3 protein-coding genes are annotated in these 3,628 nt (G+C 64.4%); all 3 read right to left on the bottom strand.

Translation table 11 applies throughout. The features are described from left to right. Positions 1–41: 41 nt before the first annotated feature. Genes Q0K15_RS10980 through Q0K15_RS10970 form a run of 3 tightly spaced genes read right to left on the bottom strand, consistent with a single transcriptional unit; the run spans position 42 to position 3,433 of the window. Positions 42–842 carry an HAD family hydrolase gene (locus Q0K15_RS10980; RefSeq protein WP_294515885.1) on the bottom strand — a complete coding sequence of 267 codons (801 nt, stop codon included), beginning with the start codon at positions 840–842 and terminating at the stop codon, positions 42–44. Continuing rightward, positions 839–2,386, bottom strand: coding sequence for an O-antigen ligase family protein (locus Q0K15_RS10975; RefSeq protein ID WP_294515886.1), 1,548 nt, complete (start codon positions 2,384–2,386; stop codon positions 839–841). Before Q0K15_RS10975 ends, Q0K15_RS10980 begins: the two co-directional genes overlap by 4 nt. A gap of 24 nt (positions 2,387–2,410) precedes the next feature. Continuing rightward, the gene (locus Q0K15_RS10970; RefSeq protein ID WP_294515884.1) at positions 2,411–3,433 is read right to left on the bottom strand and encodes a glycosyltransferase; all 1,023 of its coding nucleotides are present in this window, start codon (positions 3,431–3,433) and stop codon (positions 2,411–2,413) included. Between the last annotated feature and the right edge of the window lie 195 nt (positions 3,434–3,628).

Here is a 3,628-nt window from a genome sequence, read left to right as displayed (position 1 = left end):
GGACCCGCATGTTTAGACATGCGGGTCCGTTTTCATTTTCTTCAGCGAAACCAGCGCTCCAGGCAGTCCCGAACGGCGCCCTCGTCGTTGGAGCAGACCACGGCGTCGGCCACTGCCTTCAGCTCGGGGGCGGCATTGGACACCGCCGCGCCGATGCCGGCCAGCTCCAGCATCTCCTTGTCGTTGGGGGCGTCGCCCACGGCCACCACCTCCTGGGGATCGATCCCCTCCAGCTCCAAGATGACCGACAGAGCCGCTCCCTTGGAGACTCCCAGGGGGAGGATCTCCAGATAGGTCCCCTCGGAGAAGACCGTCCGGCCCAGGCCGGGGAGCTGAGGGTCCAGCCACGCTTTGACCTCCAGCAGGGCTTCATGGTCCTGGGTCATGAGGGTCTTGTTCCAGGGCCAGGGAGAGGTATCCACCGTGGTGGGCAGAGCGGGCCGCTTTTCCTTGGCGATGAGCCCCTCCACATAGGGGGTCACCCGGAAGGAGCAGAAGCCGTCCAGGCCGTAGTAGGCCACGGCTCCCATTTGGGGAAACCGTTCGATGGCCTCCTTCACGATGGGCCGCACCTCCTTGGGGAGGACCCACCGGCGCAGGATACGGTCGCCCCCTCTCAGGTCCACCACCTGACCGCCGTTTCCGGTGACCACCGGCAGGTTGATACAGGGCAGCAGCTCGGGGAAAACCCGGATGGCCGCCGGCGCCCGTCCGGTGGCTACGGTGAAGAGGCCGCCTTTGGCCACATGGCGCCGGATGGCCTCCAGGTTCTCTCTGGAGAGCTGGGATTGTTCGTTCAGAAGGGTATGGTCCATATCCGAGACCAGCAGACGTCTCCTCACAGACCTGCGCCTCCCATCTCGGCCTTCTGGGCATACCGCCGGGCCAGCTTGACACCGGAGAGGAGGATGGCAAAGAGGAACCAGAAGATGACCATGACCCGGGGATAGTTCCACAGGTAGTCAGCCAGGCAGTCCACCAGGATGCCGGCCACCGCTGCGGCGGCGCCGATGGTGATGAGCCGTACCTCATGGGGGCAGCGGAGCTTGCATGCCTTGGCCGCAGACTTGAGGCCGCAGATCATGGCCGCCACGTAGGAGACCACACCCAGGAGGCCGGTCTCCAGCCAGATCTGGAGGTACAGGTTGTGGGAGTGGACGAAGGGGGCGGTGCCGTGGTAGAGGTTCATGTCCTTGATGGCCAGGCGCACCGCGTCGGTGCCCAGGCCGGCGCCCCGGATGGGGCGGGTCTCGATCATCTTCAGCGCCGCGGCGTACAGGGGGAAGCGGCTGGAAGTGGAGGAGTCCTCCAGGTTGAAGATGGTGAGGATTCGGTTGAAGATGGTGTCGGGCAGGAAGGGGATGGCGCACAGGCCCAGCAGCAGGAAGCCGGGGATGAGCTTGCGGTTCCACAGGAACACGAATACAACCGCGGCAAAGGCGGCACCGATCCAGCTGGCCCGGTTGTAGGTCATACCCAGAGCAATCACACCTACCGCAGCTGCGCAGACCGCGCCGATCCTCCCCCACCAGGAGCGGCTGCACAGCACCAGAGCCACCGCCAGGGGGAGGAGCATCACCAGCACCTCGCCAAAGGCGTTGGGGTTTTCAAAGACAGAGTATACACGGCCGGGCATGCCCTCGTTGAGGAGAGGGTCCACATAGGAGTAGTTGACCTCCACGCCCTGGATGCGCTGCACCACGCCGTAGGCCGAGGTGCCGAAGAGGGCCAGGCTGGCAAAGCCCGCCAGACGCTTGAGGTCGTCGGCGCGCTCCACGGCGCTCACCGTCACCCCCACACACAGCATGGCCGTGATGTGGAAGAAGAGAAAGCGCATGGAGGCGCTGGAGGAGTAGGACACCGGCCAGGCCAGGCACACGGCGCCGGCGAAGATGAGGGGATAGGGCCCCACGCTCTTCAGGTCCACCCGCAGGGACCGGTTCCCCATGCCGCCCACGATGAACAGCAGGGCCATGAGGATGAAACCCAGGAGGGAGTACCGGTTGTCCCAGTGCTCGTAGGGGTAGATCATGATGCCCACCATGAGCCAGCCGATGGCGGCGGGGGTCTGGTTGCCCATGGCAAAGCCCAGCTGGGCAAAGAAGCTGTTGTCAAAGAGGGGCTTCCCCTTCCGGTAGATCCAGTGGAGGATGGCGGCGGGAAGGTTGATGATGGTCTCGGCCAGGGCGCAGAAAAAGCTGTCCCGCCAGGCTTTGGGGAAGATGCCTTCCCGGACCAGCAGGTTCATGAGGGCGCTGCCGTGGAACCAGCGGGTCCACACCCGGGAGATACCCCGGAGGAGCCTGCACACGCCGCTGCCCTCATACCAGCGGTACACCACATACCAGATGGAGAGCAGAACGCGCCCCACCACACTGTTTTCCATTACTTCCAAACAGAATACGCCTCCTTACCGCCGGTTCTTCACGGCGTACATCAGGGCCAGGAGCCCAAACCACCGCCGGCGGACCAGTCCGGCCACCAGCTGCTTGTTCCGCCCCATGCCCTGGGGGTTCAGGTCCCGGATGGCCTCCGCCATGCCGGGCTCCCGGGTAAAGCCCTCCACCCGGCGGCGCTTCTCCGCCAGAGGGGCGGGATTGCCGGGGGCGAACTCGTTGCCGATGGCAATGAGAAGCCCCGCCCAGCAGGTGCTCTGCCGCCACCGGGGGTCGTCCCCCTCCAGGCCGTACCGCTCCACCACGGCCTCCTTGGCCGCCAGGAAGCGGCGGAAGGTATCCATATAGTCGGGCAGATAGTTCCGGGTCACAGAGGCGGGATTTTGCAAATAATAATAGAGGGGCTCGTCCACCATGGCCAGCTTCCGGGCCAGGCAGAAGTACTCCATCAGGAAGAGCTCGTCCTCCAGATAGGCGCCGGAAAAACGGATGGTATGGTCCATGATGATGGACCGTGAGAAGAGAAACCGCCAGATGAAGCCGTTGAGGACCTCTCCGGGCTTCCCCAGCCGCTGGCCCAGGAGCCGGTCCACGATGCCCTTTCGGATGGCCCCGGCGTCGTACACACCGGCGGGCAGGGCTCCCGGCTCGGCCCACTTCTCGCCGCCGGGCTGGATGTTCCAGTGGGCGCAGCCGGCGGAGTCGGCTCCCGCCTCCTCCAGGGCCCCCAGCAGGGTCTGGCAGGTATTTGGCTCGATCCAGTCGTCGGCGTCGATGAAGAGGATATAGTCCCCTTTCGCCTCCTCCATGCCCAGATTGCGGGCGGAGGAGACGCCGCCGTTGGGTTTATGAAAGACCCGGACCCGGTCGTCCTGGCCGGCGTAGTCGTCACACAGAGCGCCGCTGCCGTCGGGAGAGCCGTCGTCGATGAGGAGGAGCTCCCAGTCGGCAAAGGTCTGGGCCAGGACGGAGTCCACGCACTTGGCTAACACGTTCTCCGCCTTGTAGACGGGGACGATGATGGAGATGTTTGGCATACGCCGCCTCCTTGCCTGGTTTTGATCGTTTCATTATACCGTCCTTTCCCGGGAAATGCAACAGCGACAGCGGTCCGAAACGGCAAAAAGGAGGCCCGGAGCCATGCTCCGGACCTCCTGAGCCTGTCGACAAAGTCGACAGGCTCTCTCAAAAATGCAAGCATTTTTTCGAAGAGATGCAGCCTGCTGCGTCGC

This window comes from uncultured Intestinimonas sp. (genome assembly GCF_944387245.1).
GTDB lineage: Bacteria > Bacillota > Clostridia > Oscillospirales > Oscillospiraceae > Intestinimonas.
Note: the sequence above shows the minus strand (reverse complement) of the source record. Positions and strands in the feature narration are given on the sequence as shown.

Excerpts from the sequence above, each read along its gene's own strand:
- Q0K15_RS10970 (WP_294515884.1), bottom strand. The coding sequence starts at position 3,433 with ATGCCAAACATCTCCATCATCGTCCCCGTCTACAAGGCGGAGAACGTG.
- Q0K15_RS10975 (WP_294515886.1), bottom strand. The coding sequence starts at position 2,386 with ATGGAAAACAGTGTGGTGGGGCGCGTTCTGCTCTCCATCTGGTATGTG.